13 protein-coding genes and 1 pseudogene are annotated in these 14,656 nt (G+C 62.2%); 7 read left to right on the top strand and 7 right to left on the bottom strand.

What is annotated here, in order from left to right; all coding sequences use genetic code 11:
* Positions 1 to 41: 41 nt before the first annotated feature.
* From AB4089_RS17075 to AB4089_RS17065, 3 genes are all read left to right on the top strand, one after another.
* Entirely contained in the window at positions 42 to 1,250 is a 1,209-nt protein-coding gene (locus tag AB4089_RS17075) for an acyl-CoA dehydrogenase family protein (protein WP_441410462.1), read from the top strand.
* 106 nt (positions 1,251 to 1,356) lie between these two features.
* Complete coding sequence (locus tag AB4089_RS17070; protein ID WP_441410461.1) at positions 1,357 to 2,112, top strand: SDR family NAD(P)-dependent oxidoreductase; 756 nt, start codon at positions 1,357 to 1,359, stop codon at positions 2,110 to 2,112.
* Positions 2,113 to 2,157: 45 nt separating this feature from the next.
* Positions 2,158 to 3,378 carry an acetyl-CoA C-acetyltransferase gene (locus AB4089_RS17065; protein WP_441410460.1) on the top strand — a complete coding sequence of 407 codons (1,221 nt, stop codon included), beginning with the start codon at positions 2,158 to 2,160 and terminating at the stop codon, positions 3,376 to 3,378.
* A 328-nt stretch (positions 3,379 to 3,706) separates the two neighbouring features.
* Here the strand turns inward: AB4089_RS17065 and AB4089_RS17060 are convergent, their stop codons facing one another.
* The 3 genes from AB4089_RS17060 to AB4089_RS17050 all read right to left on the bottom strand — a co-directional run bounded on the left by AB4089_RS17060 (position 3,707) and on the right by AB4089_RS17050 (position 7,708).
* The gene (locus AB4089_RS17060; protein WP_441410459.1) at positions 3,707 to 5,101 is read right to left on the bottom strand and encodes a diaminopimelate decarboxylase; all 1,395 of its coding nucleotides are present in this window, start codon (positions 5,099 to 5,101) and stop codon (positions 3,707 to 3,709) included.
* Between the two features lie 181 nt (positions 5,102 to 5,282).
* On the bottom strand, positions 5,283 to 6,515 hold the full coding sequence (locus AB4089_RS17055; protein ID WP_441410458.1) for a PucR family transcriptional regulator: 1,233 nt from the start codon (positions 6,513 to 6,515) through the stop codon (positions 5,283 to 5,285).
* An 806-nt stretch (positions 6,516 to 7,321) separates the two neighbouring features.
* Positions 7,322 to 7,708: a PDDEXK nuclease domain-containing protein gene (locus AB4089_RS17050; protein ID WP_441410457.1), complete on the bottom strand. Its 387-nt coding sequence runs from the start codon at positions 7,706 to 7,708 to the stop codon at positions 7,322 to 7,324.
* On the opposite strand from AB4089_RS17050, the gene AB4089_RS17045 reads away from it, so the two are divergent.
* Positions 7,707 to 7,904: a hypothetical protein gene (locus AB4089_RS17045; RefSeq protein ID WP_441410534.1), complete on the top strand. Its 198-nt coding sequence runs from the start codon at positions 7,707 to 7,709 to the stop codon at positions 7,902 to 7,904. The two genes, AB4089_RS17050 and AB4089_RS17045, sit on opposite strands and share 2 nt — an antisense overlap.
* Positions 7,905 to 7,907: 3 nt before the next feature.
* On the opposite strand, the pseudogene AB4089_RS17040 reads toward AB4089_RS17045, so the two are convergent.
* The 4 genes and pseudogenes from AB4089_RS17040 to AB4089_RS17025 form a co-directional block, all read right to left on the bottom strand.
* A pseudogene (locus AB4089_RS17040) lies at positions 7,908 to 8,138 on the bottom strand (DUF1016 N-terminal domain-containing protein); the annotation flags it as partial.
* Between the two features lie 224 nt (positions 8,139 to 8,362).
* Entirely contained in the window at positions 8,363 to 9,415 is a 1,053-nt protein-coding gene (locus tag AB4089_RS17035; protein WP_441410456.1) for a PDDEXK nuclease domain-containing protein, read from the bottom strand.
* A gap of 10 nt (positions 9,416 to 9,425) precedes the next feature.
* Positions 9,426 to 10,100 (bottom strand): hypothetical protein, encoded by a 675-nt coding sequence (locus tag AB4089_RS17030; RefSeq protein ID WP_441410455.1) that lies wholly within the window; start codon positions 10,098 to 10,100, stop codon positions 9,426 to 9,428.
* 282 nt (positions 10,101 to 10,382) lie between these two features.
* A complete protein-coding gene (locus tag AB4089_RS17025; RefSeq protein ID WP_441410454.1) occupies positions 10,383 to 11,006 on the bottom strand; it encodes a TetR/AcrR family transcriptional regulator in 624 nt (207 codons plus the stop codon).
* 148 nt (positions 11,007 to 11,154) lie between these two features.
* Here AB4089_RS17025 and pdhA point away from each other — a divergent pair, with 148 nt between their 5' ends.
* From pdhA to AB4089_RS17010, 3 genes are read left to right on the top strand one after another with little or no spacing between them, the layout of a single operon-like run.
* A complete protein-coding gene (gene pdhA / locus AB4089_RS17020) occupies positions 11,155 to 12,264 on the top strand; it encodes a pyruvate dehydrogenase (acetyl-transferring) E1 component subunit alpha (RefSeq protein ID WP_441410453.1) in 1,110 nt (369 codons plus the stop codon).
* The gene (locus tag AB4089_RS17015) at positions 12,261 to 13,256 is read left to right on the top strand and encodes an alpha-ketoacid dehydrogenase subunit beta (protein WP_441410452.1); all 996 of its coding nucleotides are present in this window, start codon (positions 12,261 to 12,263) and stop codon (positions 13,254 to 13,256) included. The genes pdhA and AB4089_RS17015 overlap by 4 nt, the downstream gene beginning before the upstream one ends.
* A 12-nt stretch (positions 13,257 to 13,268) precedes the next feature.
* Complete coding sequence (locus AB4089_RS17010) at positions 13,269 to 14,606, top strand: dihydrolipoamide acetyltransferase family protein (protein ID WP_441410451.1); 1,338 nt, start codon at positions 13,269 to 13,271, stop codon at positions 14,604 to 14,606.
* Positions 14,607 to 14,656: the final 50 nt, after the last annotated feature.

Below are 14,656 nucleotides of genomic sequence, written 5' to 3'. Positions count from 1 at the left end.
CTGCCATGCGACCAGCTACCAAGGAACGGAACAAAATGTCCATGCCTCTCATTGAAGACGAGACATCCATCAATGCGGCCGACAGTATGGCCGATGCAACACCCTATCCGGACGCCGATCTGCTCTTCCTCAATGACCTATTGACCGAATCGGAACGGGAGCGCTTGGCAGCGGCCCGCGCGTTCTTTCAAAAGGAAATCCGTCCCATCGCCACAGACTATTGGAACCGGGCTGAATTTCCATTTTCGATTCTGCCAAAACTGGCAGCCCAAGACATCACCACGCAGGCGAATACACGCCCCTTGCTGGCCGGTCTGATTCAGATGGAACTCACCCGGGCAGATACTTCCATCTCCACCTTTTTTGGCGTCCACCACGAACTTTTTGCCGAGGCCGTCGAGCAGCTCGGTTCCGACGCCCAGCGGAAAACACTCCTACCTGATCTGCTTTCCTTGAAGAAGATTGGTGCCTTTGGGTTGACCGAACCACTCCACGGCTCGGACATTTCCAGGGCGATGGAAACAACGGCCACCCGAGATGGCGACGAGTGGGTCCTCAATGGATCCAAACGGTGGATCGGCAATGGAACGTTCGCGGACTACATCCTCATCTGGGCCCGCGACACAAACGACGGCCAGATCAAGGGCTTCATTGTTGAGAAGGGGCGCGAGGGATTCCACGCCGAAGCGATTGTCAACAAAATTTCGGTCCGCATCGTGCAAAACGCCAACATCACGTTGAATAGCGTCAGGATCCCGGCGGCGAACTGGCTGCCGGGAACCAAAACTTTCCGGGACACCAACGCTCTGCTGCTGAAATCGAGGGTCTGGGTGAGTTGGCAGGCAGTTGGCCAGCAACTCGCAACCTTCGACGTTGCCCGCGCGTATGCGCTCAGGAGGAAGCAATTCGGCCGGCCGATCGCATCGTTCCAGCTCATCCAAGACCAGCTGGTCCGGATACTGGGCAACGCGATGATGTCACTTTCCACGATGATCCAACTCGCCAGGCTACAGGAGTCAGAACGGCTTGAAATGACCCACGCTGCCTTGGCGAAAGCGGCCTGCACGGAGAGGATGCGCGAGTCAGTGGCACTGGGCCGCTCCATTCTGGGTGGAAACGGCATCAGTACGGATTTTGAAATGGCCAAAATCTTCGCCGACGCCGAAGCCATCTACTCCTACGAAGGAAGCCAGCAGGTCAACACGCTGGTTGTGGGGCGGGCGGTTACCGGACTCTCGGCGTTCTCCTAGGCGTTCAATTTCCTCCGGAGACGGCGATGCCGCGCAGTTCCAACGCCGCAAGGCCGTCCGGCCTGAGTCACAACCACACATGAGCCCTTAAGAACCAGGAGTTGCGTTGAAGCTAGAAGATACATCCGCAATAGTCACCGGAGGAGCATCAGGCCTGGGCGCGGCAACGGCCCGCGCGCTGGCAAAACAAGGAGCAAAGGTTCTAGCCATGGACCTCGGCCCGTCCATCGACCGTGCTGAAAGAATCGAAGGCGTCACATACCGGGTGGCTGACATTACCAGTGCAGAGGATGTGTTCCAGGCCGTCGCCGTGGCCTCTGCCTCCTTGCCGCTACGCACCGTGGTCAACTGTGCGGGCATCCTGCCCTCAGCGCGCGTGCTCAGCAAGGGCGCGGTCCACGACCTCGGTGTGTTCGCGAAAGTCATCGAAATCAACCTCGTGGGATCGTTCAACGTCCTCGCCGCATCGGCAGCAGCAATCGCAAAAACCGAACCGGACGAGAACGGTCAGCGTGGGGTCATCATCAACACTGCCTCCATCGCCGCTTTTGAAGGCCAGGTTGGGCAGATCGCGTACGCATCATCCAAGGCCGGCGTCGTCGGCATGACGCTCCCTGCAGCCAGGGACCTTGCCCAATACGGCATTCGAGTGAACTCCATTGCCCCCGGCGTGGTGGAAACTCCCATGTTGGCCGACATCAGCGAAGAATTCCGGGAGGGACTCGCTGCCGGTATACCGTTCCCCAAACGACTGGCACGCCCGGACGAATTTGCCCAACTTGTCCTGGCCATCATCGATCACGACTACCTCAACGGGGAAACCATACGCATGGACGGTGCCCTTCGAATGTCCCAGAGATAAGCGACATTCACCACCCGTAACTCCAACAACAGGATGGACATGACAATGCGAACGACATCGGTCGCTTCCAACACCGGCCGAAAGCCGGACGACGTCGTTATGGTCGGCGGTGCACGCACCCCGCATGGCCGCCTTAACGGCCAGCTGTCCGGGCTCTCCGCGGTGGAACTGGGCGCGGCGGCAGTGGCCGGAGCCCTAAAGAAATCCGGAGTCGCCCCCGACCTCATCGATGCCGTCATCATGGGCCAGGTCGTCCAGGCCGGGGCCGGACAGAACCCCGCCAAGCAAACCGCGATCATGGCCGGGATTGGTTGGGACGTGCCGGCAGTGACCATCAACAAAGTCTGTCTCTCCGGGCTCGCCGCCGTCATCGACGCCGCCCGTCTCATCCGGGCCGGAGATGCTTGCTTCGTCGTCGCTGGCGGACAGGAATCAATGAGCCAGGGACCACACCTGGTGCCCGGATCCCGGCAGGGCTGGACGTACGGCAGAACTGACCTCATCGATTCCGTAGAAAATGATGGCCTCACCGACGCTCACGACAAGGAGTCGATGGGAGCTTTGACTGAACGTGGCAATATTTCCCACGGCATCCTTCGCATCCAGCAGGACGAAGTTGCTGCCGAGTCGCATCGACGTGCCGCGCAGGCAGCAGAGGAAGGCATCTTCAATGACGAAATTGTTCCCTTAACCGTGAACCGCCGCAACGGCATGCCAATAGTGGTCAACCACGACGAAAACGTCCGGCCTGACACCAGCATGGACACATTGGCCCGGCTTCGACCGGCCTTCGTCGCGGACGGAACCATTACGGCGGGAAACTCCTCACCGCTTTCGGACGGCGCGGCAGCCTTGATCCTCACCACCCGTGAAACCGCAGAGCGACTGGAACTGGATATTATCTCTGTCATCGGCGCGCCTGGCCAGGTTGCCGGCCCGGACAACTCACTGCATTCCCAACCGGCCAATGCGATCTCCGCGGCGCTGCGCCGGGCCGGATGGACCGCCGAGGACCTGGATTTCGTTGAAATCAATGAGGCCTTCGGCGCTGTAGCAGTCCAGTCGCTGAGCGATCTGGGGATCCCCTTGGCGCGCTGCAACATCCACGGAGGCGCTATTGCTCTTGGGCACCCCATCGGAGCATCGGGCGCCCGCCTGGCACTCCACGCTGCTCACGAACTGAAATCCAGGGGCTCTGGCCGCGCGGCGGTCGCGTTGTGCGGCGGGGGTGGCCAGGGAGAAGCCCTTTTGCTCTACCGCAACTGACATTGCTCCGGCTGGGTGGCCACACCCTGGTCACTATGTCCGCGTTTACAGGGCAATAGAACTAGAAGATCAACTACACACTTCTTCGACGACGTCGCTTCCTCGGATTACTGCTGGAACCGTGAATACTTCGAAGCCCGTCCTGCCCAGAGCTGCTTCTGCTGGAACACCGTCGTCCACGCCCAGGCGACGGGATCCTCGCCGGGCTGGCACACGTTCACCCAGCAGGTGCTTCACGCCTTGTTCGACCGTGCCGACGACGACGTTAAAAGGGTTGCTTCCTCGGGCCGCCAGGCCTGGCTCCCGGCCTACCGTGTCGCGGTCTTGTTCAAGGTAGCGTACTGCTTGCGGCTGCGGTCAAAGCCAATGTCAGCGCCTCCGGGAGATCATCGAGCCCTGTCCGTTCAAGCAGTTCTGAAATGTTCTGGGGACGTCGCAGAGTAGTGAACCGGACGCTTCCTTCAGCGTCGATGTTCGCCCCGTAAACGCCTGGGTCGAGCAGCGAGTTGTAATTGAACGGTGTAGAGAAGTAGTAAGCGCCGGTATCCAGCAGGGTGATGATGTCACCCTGTTCCAGCGGTGGTAGTAGCCTGTTCCGAGCGATCAGATCACCGGCGAAGCAGCAGGGTCCGGCGACGTCCTGAGCCACCGGCGTGCCCTGTTTTGTCCGTCCTAGGCCATCGTGCGCGCCGATCCGGATCGGCCATGCCTCGGGCATGAATACAGTACGGGTGGCTACCTGTGCTCCGGCGTGGGTGATGGCAATCCGGCGACCGCCGGAGACTTTGGTGTATTCGACGTGCGCTGCTATGAACCCAAATTTCGCCAGGATGGTTCGACCGAATTCGGTAACGATTTCGTACTGGCCGTTGAAAAGAGCAGGTACCGCCCTTTTCAGTTCCTGGACATACGGGCCGAAGCCGGATTCCAGGGAGTCGCTTTCGAAGTCGACAGGCAGGCCGCCGCCGATATCGATTGCAGTGATTTGCTGCCGACCGAGTCTGCGGTTGACCTCATCGGCGAAATCCACAACCCGCGAGATGCCGTCGGCGATAAGTGCCAGAGGGCATCCCTGGGAGCCGACATGAGCATGGACACGAGTTAGCCAGGGATACTCTCGGTATGCCTCGAACAGACGCGCCCGGCTGCCCTCGTCGGCTAGCGCAACTCCGAATTTCGATGTCGCACCGGCCGTGCTCATGGCTTCGATACCGCCAACACCCACCTGCGGGTTGATACGGATTCCGATCTTGGAAAGCGAGGGTGAGGTGGACAGTAGCTCGGAGATCCGCTCGATTTCCTGGAAGTTGTCCGCATTTATCGCGACGCCCAGCAAGAGCGACTGCCGCAGTTCACGCCCGGTTTTGGCGGGTGAATCGAAGACGATCCGGTCCGGAGAAAACCCGGCGGCAAGTGCCTGTGCGAGTTCGCCTTCACTGGCCACTTCGCAGCCCATGCCGAGGCCGTTGAGCGCAGCCAGTACCGGGACCAAGCAGTTGGCTTTGGCGGCGAACGCGTGCAGCACCCGGGAGTTGGCAGAGAATTCGCGGTGGAGCGCCGCTACGTTCTCCCGCACTCCATCCAGATCGATGAAAGCGGCAACGAGCGCTTCCTCAGGATGCAGCAGCCCTTGTGTGACAGCAGCCTTCAGGATGAGCTCCCGTCGCCCGGCCGCCTCTAGATTCTTCACAATACGCCTCTCTCGAACTTCGATTTTGTTCAACCAAGAGAAACGTAACGTGCGCCGCATGGTCAGGTCTTCGTGTGCCCGTTCAGAGTTTCGGTCCTAAATAGACGCGGCAGTGCCAAGGTGTAGGTTCATGAAAGGCTTTTGGTGGCGCGACACAAATTGGGCAGGGCGAATTCGTGTAAACATCAGGATGCGAACCTGGGACGCGGGTTGCTTAGCCGTTCCGCTGGCCGTCGCCGACGCCTGGAAGTAGCCGAAGCTGGATCTGGGCCAAGAGACGCGCATCGGGATCCTCCAGCTTGATGCCACTTATTTCTTCCATCTTCCGCAGCCGGTAACGGAAGCTATTAGGGTGGTAGCCGAGTTGTCTTGCAGCCTTCGGAATGTTCCCGAAGGCATCCAAGTAGGCCCGGAGCGTATCCACCAAGGCGGTGTCACCGCGTTCGCCGTCATGATTTACCAGCCTGTCCACCGGGGTCGGCCGTGAGAAGTCCGCACCCGCCAGCGAATCCCCGAGCTGCACAAGTGCCATCTCATTCCCCAGGTCCGGGGCGCTCCCCACGGTCCCAGCCGCCGGTGAGAATTTCAGAGCCCGCAACGCCAGTTCGGCTGAGCGCAAGGAATCCCGCACCCCGTGAAGTGAAGACACAGCTGTGCCCACGCTGATCCAAGTACGTCCAGGCAGCATGCTGTCCAGGGGTTCAACCAGAGATTCCGCGACTGTTCGTGCCCTTGCCTGGGCTTCCTCCGGGGTTCGGAAACCCGTCAGAATAACCCAGAGGCTGCCTTCCCGCGGCACAACCACAGGCCGGCCGCCCTGCAGGCTGCTCTTGAGAGTGACCAATTCAGGCACCCGTGGATTAATATCCATACGCCGGGGGTCATCAGAACGGATTACCAAGACGATCGCCGGGAGGGCTGCGGACAGGCCGGCACGCTCGGCCAGTAGATCAGCTGAACCATGGCCTTTAAGAAGGTCCCGTGCAGCGGTGTCCACCTGCAGGGCAAGGCCACTGTGGAGAGAACGATAAAACAACAGATGGGAGACGGCGGCCGCGGCACAATTCCGCAGAACTTCGACCATGTCGTGCCCTGGCGTCCCTGATGTCGCCACCCAGATAGAGCCCAGGATCTCCGTACCGGCCTTGACCGCGATCGCAAACCGCTCTGGCTCATCGTCGCTGGCGCTCCGGTGGACAACATCGCCCGAAGCCCACAAAGCACGGAAAAAGCCGCTCTCCTCCATCGCGCTTATTCGCCATTGCGGGACACGGCGCCCCAGAATCGTCAATTTTCGGATGTCATCCACCGCGTCTTCGCTGGAAGAGTAAGCAAGTACGCGCGATTGCACATCTTCAATCGTGACGGCGCCGCCGACCTGGGCACTGATAGCATCCGCCAGGGCCTCCAAATTGCCGAGAGCGATTCCGGATACCGCTGGCTCCAAGGGGACGTTCGCCCCTGCCAGACATGCCCGCAGCGCCCCTACAAATTGGGCCCAGCCCACCCACGGCGTTCGCAACAAGACAGCGATTCCCGCGGCGGAGGCAGCGTCGGACAGCTCCGGGGGAAGGCCGCCAGGCTGCTTTCGAAACACAACGGCGGCCACCCCCGCTTCCCCGGCCGCCCGGACAATCCTGACAGCCTCGGGAGTCAATGGATCCACCCCGACAGCGAGGACAATGTGCCCTGATGGGTACTCCGGATCCAAGAGGTCAAGGACCGTCACACCGTGCACAGAACTCGCAGCGCCCCCATGGCCGGAATGTAGCTCCACCATCCCGCCGCCCACCAGGGAGAGGACCTGACTAAGGCGGACCAACGGCGTCGGGGTGGGATATCCGGGAAGGCCGGCAGGCGATGACATCGATTCCATCCATCTAGAGGAAGGCGCTGGCTAGCTCCAGCTGACGTCCCATCCTAGGTCGACGAAGACCGAAAACTGAATGCACAAGGCCGCGACTGAATCTGGTCATTCCGGCAAGGGCTGATATTGCCCGCACTGTTATTGATCTGCGCCAAGGCGGTCACCGTAAGACAACCCGTTGCACCTGCCGCCCCGGAAATGGCTTCGTTTCAGATAGGCCGTACGAGAGACGACGAGCGATTTCGGGCCTGCAGGCTGCGTCCGATGCGCAGAAATTTGATCTCGCATGCGTGGCCGGTCTCTTAATTCTTCATGCGTCGAGAGGACTCACCGGGTCGTGCTCGAGTGCTGCGGTGATGGCCGCCGGGGACGGCAGGGTAGCCTGCTCATCGACCGGAAGTGCCTCGTATGTGCAGGTCGCGACGGTCAGGGGTTGCGCGGAACCATCGAGGGCATAGCGCACAGTGCGGTCGTTCCTGGATCAGCACATCAGGATCCCGACCGTCACACATCAGGATCCCGACCGTCAGGGCCTGTCTGGGCAGCCGAAGCATGTCGTTGACGGCTGCGACGTAGAAGTTCAGCTGCCCCAGATGCTCGGGTTTGAACTTGCCGGTTTTCAGTTCCACAACAACGTAACGGTCGGAAGGTACGTGGTGAAGCAGGAGGTCAACGAAGAAGTCATCTCCATCGACATCAAGGTGATACTGCCGGCCCACGAAAGCGAACCCGGCCCCGAACTCGGCCAGCGTCTGGGCAAGACGCAGCGTCATGGCCTCCTCCATGGCACGTGGCGTCTTCGGTCAGCCCCAGGAAGTCCAGCACCAGAGGGTCCTTGGCAACCTCCCGCGCCAGGTCAGTGCCCTCCCCGGGCAGCCTGGCCTCGAGGTTGTTCGGGGCCGCACCGAGGCGGGTGAGGATGTGGTGTTCCAGTACGGCCACCGACCAACCATGCTGGATGGCTCGTGATGCGTACCATTGACGCTGCTCGTGGTCGTCCAGCTTGGTCAGGAGCGCGAAGTTGTGGTTCCGGCTCAATTGTCCAGACGGTGTCTGGACAATTGAGTCCGGGCCGTTCCATGCCGCAGCGAACGCGCGCATGTTGTAAAGATTGCTTCTGGAGAATCCCTTCATGTGGGGAAACTCCGTGCGGAGGTCGCGTGCCAGCCGGTCCAGAACCTTACTCCCCCACGGCTCCTTCATCTGCTATCAGGTACGGTGTTCACCAAATCACCCGTCGAGCCAAATTCACCCAAACTCACCTGCTACCTACCACCTCGCTTCGGCATACCGGCCCTGGCCGTCTGGCCCCAGACTTGACTCCGCCAAAGCAACATCGGGAATAGTCCAAAGCCCTTTGGACAATTAGACCGGCGCCTACAGAACGTGCACGCCGTGGTGGGTGTGAGTGTCCCAATGTGGGCGGATTATTGGCCGTCTTTGGTGTTGGAGCCTGGTTCTGCCCATTCCAGAGCCGCTACGAGGTGTCCCTCGTCGGGGAGCGCCTGTTGTTCGGCCGGGGGAAGTTTGTCGTAGGTGTAGGCGGCGACGGCCATGGGTGAGGTGGAGCGTCCCAGGCTGTACCGGACGCTGCGGTCGTTCTTTGTGCCGCAGATGAGGATGCCGATGGTTTCGTTATGGTGGTCGCGGCGGAGCGTGTCGTCGACGAGGGCAACGTAGAAGTTCAGTTTGCCGGCGTATTCGGGCTGGAACTTGCCAGTCTTCAGTTCGATAACCACGTATCTGGACTGGTCAATGTTGAAAAATAGCATGTCCACGTAGAAGTCATCCCCGTCGACGTCGAAGTGCACTTGGCGGCCGACGAAGGCGAATCCAGGACCGAGTTCTCGCAGGGTTTCGGTGATTCTGCTGGTCAGGGCATTTTCAAGGTCGCGTTCGGCGACTTCTCCGGAGAGGCCGAGGAATTCGAAGTTGTAGGGATCCTTGGCCAGTTGCTGGGCCAGTTCTGAATCCGGTGCAACAAGCTGTTGCACAAAGTTCGAGGGGGCTGCCCCGGTCCGTTCCATGGACCTGTTCATCATCATGTTCAGGAGCACGTTTCGGGACCAGCCATACTCAACTGCGGCCGAGGCGTACCAGGCACGGTGTTCTGGGGTCGCGGCCTTGTCCAGCAGGACCGTGATGTGGCCCCACGGCAATTGTGCAACAGGCTGTTGCACAATTGGTTCCGGCCAGGCTGCGGCAAACCCGCGCATGTAGAAGAGGTTGCGGCGGGAGAGGCCCTTCATGTCCGGGAACTCTGTCCGCAGGTCATCAGCCAGCCGACCCATGACCCCGCTCCCCCAGCCTTCGATGTCCTGGCGTTCCAGAATCGTTCTTCCGATGGACCAGTACAGCTCGATCAGCTGGGTGTTGACCGTCCGCAGTGCCTTGGTGCGTGCGGCCCTGACCCGGTCCTTGAGCTCGCCGAGGAGATCGGTGTAGCTGGTGGGGAGTGCGAGGTCGCGCGCGTCAGTCATGCGTTCGATCCTATCGAGCCCGTTTGCCTCGGATCGGCATCTCCACGTGGAGCAGCTCCTTAGCGGCTGGGACCGTTTCTGGTTTTCCGGGCCCCGAGTGCCGCGCCCGTGCTTGTCTTCCGAGCCTTCGCTGGCGTCTTGCCGGTGACGAGTGCGGCGCTGGGGTGCGTGCCCTCGCTGCGTGCAGCGGCGAGCGTCCCTTGACGCGTTCCTCGCTGGCGGTTCCGGCGAGGGACGCGGCGAACGCCTGGCGATGATCAGCGGAACCGTATTCTGCGGCTGAGCTGGTTTCGGCCTTCCGGCCCTGGTTTTGCAGGCGTTTGCCGTCGTCGCCGGTAACCCGGTGTTCGAGTTCGCGTCCCATGGCTTCGATGCGGGCGAAGAGTTCCGCTTCGGTGCGTTCGTTGCGCTGTTCCAGCGGCTGCTCCCGGGAGCCGGTGAATCCGCCCTCGGCAAGGAGTTTCGCTTCGTGCCAGTCCTTCGCGGCGTCCACGAACGAAGCGTCCTGGAAGTGGTCCTCGCCTGCGCCGGTGAAGTTCGCCGTGGTTTCTTCGCGCAACCGGTCGATGCTGGGTCCCTTGATGCCGTCTTTGCCGATCAGGTACAGGCGTTCCTTCACCACAGTCTCGGCGGCCTCGATGGCCGCGGGTGTCGTGGCGTCGTGGGCGCTCTGCAGATCCCTCACAACTATTACACGGTCTGGATGGTCACCCCATCCCGGGACCTGCTCTGTCGAGTTCATTTCGACCCGACGCGTCAGGTGCCTCTCGGACCCGACTGGACGAACTCCGTGCCGCGAGGGATTGGTCTTCACCAGATCAACCGGGCGGGCTCCGGCCAACGAGACGACCGAGCGCCCGTAAGACGGTCCTTGGGTTCTTGCGGTGATTGCAACACTTAGCGGGCATCATGCCGGAACGGACGCTGTGACGCGGCGTTCAATCTCTGCAGTTCTGAGACCGGACGGTTAAGTCATCTCGGGCGCAGTCTCGGAATGCCCGAGAAGGGTGGTGATACGCACCGCGTAGTCCCGTGCCTCCTCTCGAGTAGGTGCCGGCGCCAGGCCGAGGAGACGTCGTCGGTGCGGCTCGCCGAGGAGAAGCCCAAACAGAGCTTCCGACTCCGTCGCGGCCTCCGGGGCATTGCCCCGGTGCGAGAGATGCTGTTCCAAGAGCGCGATGTAGCCCTGCGGCCCACTGTCGTAAAAGCGTTGGGCCAGATTGGGGAACTGTGCGGACTCGCCGATCATCAGTCGATGCAGGCCGACTGCGTCGTCAGAGTGCAGAACGAAGACAACGCGGGCGGCGAGATCCTGGAGCGTCTCCGCCTCGGTTTCAAGATCGGCAAGTGCGCGACTGCGGAACCGCTCGATGGCGGCCGTGAACACTTCGGCCTTGTCGCCGAAGTATGTGTAGATAGTTCGCTTCGTGACGCGGGACGCTGCGGCGATCTCGTCGACGGTAGCCTCTCCGTAACCACTCGATACAAACAGCGCGACCGCCGCGTCGAGGATCTGATCTCGGCGCTCCTCACGCTCGTCCGCTGTCGGCCGGCCTCTCTTCCGGGGGGCACTCGAGGAGATGTCGCTCATGGGCGGCCCTTTCATTCACGGACCCCGTGACTCGAGGCCGTCAACAACTATTCTATAATGACACGTATTAGTTTCATTTATTGCGCGGTCATCAGCCCGGGCGATCGACAAGGCCGCGCTCCAGAAGAGCGCGGTGCAGGAGTTTCTCATGGCCACACGTAGATCCACCCACCCCCCGAAGGGGAGCGCCCCCGCCTCGCTTGCTCCGGCAGAAGGCCCGCCAGTCGAGAGCGACGTCCTTCTCGACTTCTACCGGCAAATGGTGCTGATCCGCCGGTTCGAGGAGCGGGCAGCCCGCTCGTATACGCAAGCCGAGATCGGCGGCTACTGCCACCTAAACCTCGGTGAGGAGGCGACCGTTACGGGCCTCATGTCAGCGATGGAGCCCAGCGACTACCTGTTCACCAACTACCGCGAGCACGGCTATGCGATCGGGCGAGGCATCGCGCCGGGACGGATCATGGCGGAGCTCTACGGCCGCAGCGACGGTGTCTCCAAGGGGTGGGGCGGATCGATGCACCTGTTCGACCTGGATGCCAGGCTGCTCGGCGGTTATGGAATCGTGGGCGGGCAGGTGCCGCTCGCGACGGGAGCGGCCCTCGCAATCGACTACCGTAGCGGCTCCGAAGCGGTGGTTTGTGTGATGGGCGACGGTACGACGAATATTGGCGCGTTTCACGAGTCCCTGAACATCGCCGCTTTGTGGGATCTGCCAATCGTCTACGTGGTGGTCAACAACGGCCTCGGGATGGGTACCACAGTGGCGAAGGCGTCCGGTGAGCCCGAGCTGTACAAACGGGCGGCGTCGTACCGGATGGCGTCAGCACGCGTCGACGGCAGCGACCCGGTCGCCGTACGCGAAGCAGCCCTCACAGCCTTGTCGAGTGCTCGGTCGGGTAAGCCGTTCCTGCTGGAGACGGTCAGCGAACGCCTAAAGGGCCACTCCGTAGTCGATCCGGCGAAATACCGCACCAAGGAGGAGGCCGAAGCTCTCAAGGCAGGTGACCCCGTCGCCGCCTTCGCCGCCCGCTTAGCCGAGCGGGATCTGCTGTCGGACGAGGCGATCGCTGACATCGACGCCGCGGCGATGTGCACGGTCGCGGATGCGGTCGCCTTCGCGGAGGCGAGCCCGCACCCGTCGGTCGACACTCTCTTCGATTACACCTACGCCACCGGCGTGCCCAACGATTCGCGGCGCCTCCCCGGACAACCGCTGTTCGAACCGGCACCCTTCCCGACGATCGGAGCATCAGCATGAGCATCATGACCTACCGGCAGGCCCTGCACGACACCCTGCGCGCCGAAATGCTGCGCGACGCGAACGTGCTGCTCCTCGGTGAGGAGATCGGTGTGTTCGAGGGCTCCTACAAGATCACCGCCGGCCTGCTCGCGGAGTTCGGTGAGAAGCGCGTACGCGACACCCCCATCGCCGAGGAGGGCTTCACCGGCGCCGCCATCGGCGCCGCCATGCTGGGCCTGCGCCCAGTGGTGGAAATCATGACCATCAACTTCTCCCTGCTGGCGCTGGATCAGATCGTCAACCACGCCGCGAAGATCTACGGGATGTTCGGCGGTCAGGCGCGCGTACCCCTCGTCATCCGCACCCCCGGTGGCGGCGGACAGCAACTCGGCGCCACCCACTCGCAGAACATCGAGTTGTACTACGCCTTCGTGCCCGGCATGAAGGTCGTCGCCCCCTCGAGCCCAGCCGACGCGAAGGCGCTGCTACTGGCCGCTATCCGCGACGATGACCCCGTGCTGTTCCTCGAGAACCTGGCCCTCTACAACACCAAAGGCGAAGTCCCCGACGACGACACCCCCGCGGAGATCGGGCGCGCCGCCATCACCCGCAAGGGTGCCGACATCACCGTCGTCGCCTATTCCCGGATGGCGGCCGTCGCCTTGCAGGTCGCCGAGAGGCTGGCCGAGAGCGACGGCATCGACGTCGAGGTCGTCGACCTGCGCAGCCTCCGCCCTCTCGACCGCGAGACCGTGATCACCTCAGTAAAGAAGACCCACTGCGCCGTCGTGCTCGAAGACGACTGGCTCACCTACGGCATCGGAGCCGAGATCGCCGCGACAATCTCCGACGGCGCCTTCGACTGGCTCGACGCCCCCGTACGCCGCGTCGCCATGGCCGAAGTTCCCCTCCCCTACTCCAAGCCACTGGAGACCGCGGCACTGCCCTCCGCCGAAGACGCCGCCACCGCCATCCGGCAAACCCTCGCCGCCGTCTCCCTCCGCCCTTAGAAGGACACCCTCATGATCAACATCCTCATGCCACGCCTCTCCGACACCATGGAAGAAGGCACCATCGCCGTCTGGCACAAGAAGCCCGGCGACCGGGTCGACATCGGCGACATCCTCGTCGAGATCGAAACCGACAAAGCAAGCATGGAATACGAGGCCTACGACACTGGAGTACTCCACAACATCCTTGTCCCGGAAGGCGAGCAGGCCACCATCGGCATGATCATCGCCCACCTCGACGACGGCAGCCCCAAAGAGTCAAAGGCCGACGCCAGCGGGACTGATACTCTACAAGGCCCCGTCATCGGCGAGGGAAACGAACCCTCCACCATTGGCACACCTCCCGCGCCCGCTGGGCTGGTCGACGCCCCGCCGCCGTCGGCCCAGACAGATGAGACGACAACGGAGCGCACCAAACCGAACACCGCTGACAGTCAGCGCCTGTTCGCGACACCCCTCGCGCGCAGACTCGCCCGCGAAAGAGCTATCGACCTCCAGCACATCACAGGCTCCGGCCCCGGCGGTCGGATCGTCCGCGCCGACATCGAGGATGCCCTGGCGCGTCAGTCGCCGGTACCTACGTCGGATGCCGTGGCTGCCCCTGCTGAAGCGCTTGCAACAGCCGGGCCGGTGGGGTCAACCGATGCCCGGCAGTCCACCGTGGTGGCGTTTGACAAGACCCGCCAGGTGATCAGCCGCCGCCTCACAGAAAGCAGCAGCACTGCACCCCACTTCTACGTGACATCCATCGCTGATGTCGAAGAACTGCTCGCTCTCCGCGCTGATCTCAACGCACACATCGAATCAACCGGGCGCGCCAAGATCAGCGTCAACGACCTCCTCGTTCGCGCATGCGCGATCGCACTGCGGAAGCACCCAGAGGTCAACGCGTCGTACTCTCCAGAGAATCGCGGACAGACCCTCCTGCACGGGCGCGTGAACATTGGAATGGCTGTCGCCTCAAGCACAGGGCTCGTCGTGCCCGTGATCGCTGACGCCGATCAGAAGACAGCGTCCCAGATCGCCACTGAGTCCCACCGGCTCGCCGGCCTCGCAAAGGATCGCAAACTCAGCGCCACTGACATGAGCGGAGGCACCTTCACCATCAGCAACCTCGGCATGTACGGGGTCGAGCAGTTCACCGCGATCATCAACCCGCCCGAAGGCGCGATCATCGCCGTGGGCGCTGCACAGCCCGAGCCCGTCGCCATCGACGGTGCCCTGGAAATCCGCCACCGGATGCGATACACCCTCTCCGCCGACCATAGAATCATCGACGGCGCCCTCGCCGCACAGTTCCTCGCGACCCTCACCGAGCTTCTGAGGCACCCCCTGGACATCATTGCCTGAGGAAAGGAACAGACCTGCGTCTGCGAAGCCCTCGGCCTGTGTCCACGGAC

Origin of the sequence: Arthrobacter sp. 2MCAF15 (assembly GCF_052115605.1) — a bacterium.
Taxonomy (GTDB): domain Bacteria; phylum Actinomycetota; class Actinomycetes; order Actinomycetales; family Micrococcaceae; genus Arthrobacter.
The sequence above is the reverse complement of the archived record's forward strand: the minus strand, read 5'-3'. Positions and strand labels throughout refer to the sequence as shown.

What these genes read in the sequence shown, in the direction of transcription:
- AB4089_RS17015 (WP_441410452.1), top strand. Translation starts at nt 12,261, where the DNA reads ATGAGCATCATGACCTACCGGCAGGCCCTGCACGACACCCTGCGCGCC.
- AB4089_RS17025 (WP_441410454.1), bottom strand. Translation starts at nt 11,006, where the DNA reads ATGAGCGACATCTCCTCGAGTGCCCCCCGGAAGAGAGGCCGGCCGACA.
- AB4089_RS17010 (WP_441410451.1), top strand. Translation starts at nt 13,269, where the DNA reads ATGATCAACATCCTCATGCCACGCCTCTCCGACACCATGGAAGAAGGC.
- AB4089_RS17075 (WP_441410462.1), top strand. Translation starts at nt 42, where the DNA reads ATGCCTCTCATTGAAGACGAGACATCCATCAATGCGGCCGACAGTATG.
- pdhA (WP_441410453.1), top strand. Translation starts at nt 11,155, where the DNA reads ATGGCCACACGTAGATCCACCCACCCCCCGAAGGGGAGCGCCCCCGCC.
- AB4089_RS17035 (WP_441410456.1), bottom strand. Translation starts at nt 9,415, where the DNA reads ATGACTGACGCGCGCGACCTCGCACTCCCCACCAGCTACACCGATCTC.
- AB4089_RS17050 (WP_441410457.1), bottom strand. Translation starts at nt 7,708, where the DNA reads ATGACGCTGCGTCTTGCCCAGACGCTGGCCGAGTTCGGGGCCGGGTTC.
- AB4089_RS17065 (WP_441410460.1), top strand. Translation starts at nt 2,158, where the DNA reads ATGCGAACGACATCGGTCGCTTCCAACACCGGCCGAAAGCCGGACGAC.
- AB4089_RS17045 (WP_441410534.1), top strand. Translation starts at nt 7,707, where the DNA reads ATGGCCTCCTCCATGGCACGTGGCGTCTTCGGTCAGCCCCAGGAAGTC.